At 49.1% G+C, this 1,416-nt stretch carries 2 protein-coding genes; both read left to right on the top strand.

Going from position 1 to position 1,416, the window contains the following annotated elements; all coding sequences use genetic code 11:
* Nucleotides 1-38 precede the first annotated feature (38 nt).
* Nucleotides 39-266: a hypothetical protein gene (locus GRP75_RS26900; protein WP_237449216.1), complete on the top strand. Its 228-nt coding sequence runs from the start codon at nucleotides 39-41 to the stop codon at nucleotides 264-266.
* A 244-nt stretch (nucleotides 267-510) separates the two neighbouring features.
* A partial coding sequence (locus GRP75_RS26895) for an ABC transporter permease (protein WP_202404338.1) occupies nucleotides 511-1,416 on the top strand: 906 nt, incomplete at its 3' end.

Here is a 1,416-nt window from a genome sequence, read left to right as displayed (position 1 = left end):
GCCTGATAGGCGGCGCGCTCCTTTAGCAGACCGTTGATATGTATGCCGGATTCATGGGCGAATACCATTCGTTTGTACTCGGCAAGCATTCGGGCAGAAGTGCAGTTCAATATATGCTGGAGCAGGAAGGAATCGAGGCAGGCTCCGGTGAAATCAAGTTCCTGCTGGAGCGGCTTCGCCTAGTCGGTGAAGATCCCAAGCGTGTCATTCATAGCGCGGATTTAAGGCGCTGGCTGCAGTATTATCCGGCAGAGCTGCCGATATAACCGAAAAAGCGTTCCCGTCCGGTGAGTGTGACCGTGACTGGAACGCTTTCTTGCATATCTTTTAATTTCACAACCGGAGTCTCCAATTTGCTGGTTAAACGAAGCCGTTCAGAAGGGTATAATAAAATATAGTGCTGTATAAAGTGCGTATATATGGTTTTACAGCAGACAGGTTCGAATCTTATAACCATTACACGCTGATCTGGAAGGACGGCTATGGGCAATTGGAGGAATGCTTGTGGGAATGATGTTTTCTTTTCTAAAAAAATATCGGGTTCCAGCCATCGCAGCGCTCGTGATGATGTTGCTGGAATTGACGGTAGAGCTATCACAGCCATATTTGATCTCTAAAATCATTGATGAGGGCATCCGACAGCAGGATTTGTCCGTCGTCTGGTTATGGGGCAGTGTATTGGTGGGGAGTGCCGTTATCGCTTTTATGGCGGGGATATCCAGCTCTTTTTTTGCTTCACATGCAAGTCAGGGCTTCGGCTATGATTTGCGGGAAAAGCTGTACCGTAAAGTGCAATCCTTTTCGTATCCTGTGTTTAAACGTTTTGCCACTTCGTCGCTGATTACGCGCCTGACCGGGGATGTCACGCAAGTACAAGATACGGTGTTTATGAGCCTGCGTTTTATGACACGGGTTCCGCTTGTAGTCATCGGCAGTATTGTGATGGCACTGGTTGTACATTTCAGGCTTGGGCTGCTATTGGCGGTTATGGCCCCAGTGCTGTTCGTGTTTGTGTTGGTGATGATGCGGAGGACGGTCACTTTGTTTAAAGGTGTCCAGCGACGCTTGGATGACGTTAACGGAGTGATTCAGGAGAATCTGACAGGTATCCGTCTCATCCGGGTTTTTGTGCGGATGCGGCATGAAATCGAACGTTTTGCCCATTACGGAGGCGAGTTGATGAAAGGGACGGTGTCCGCTCTACGCTGGACAGAAACGACGATGCCGTTCATTTTGTTTACGATGAATGCAGGGATTATTGCAGTACTTTGGTTCGGACGCGGCCAAATTTCCACTGGGGATGCCAGTGTAGGACAGGTGGTCGCAGTCGTCAATTATTCACTGCGGACAATTGGAGCCTTGTCTGCCTTATCAGGTATCGTTGTTGTATTTTCCCGGGCAACTGCATCTACGGGG

Source organism: Paenibacillus sp. OT2-17 (assembly GCF_009827695.1).
GTDB lineage: Bacteria > Bacillota > Bacilli > Paenibacillales > Paenibacillaceae > Paenibacillus > Paenibacillus polymyxa_B.
This window is presented reverse-complemented; position numbering and strand designations above follow the sequence as displayed.

Bases quoted from the DNA above. Each gene is read 5' to 3' on its own strand.
- GRP75_RS26900 (WP_237449216.1), top strand. From the start codon at position 39: ATGTATGCCGGATTCATGGGCGAATACCATTCGTTTGTACTCGGCAAG.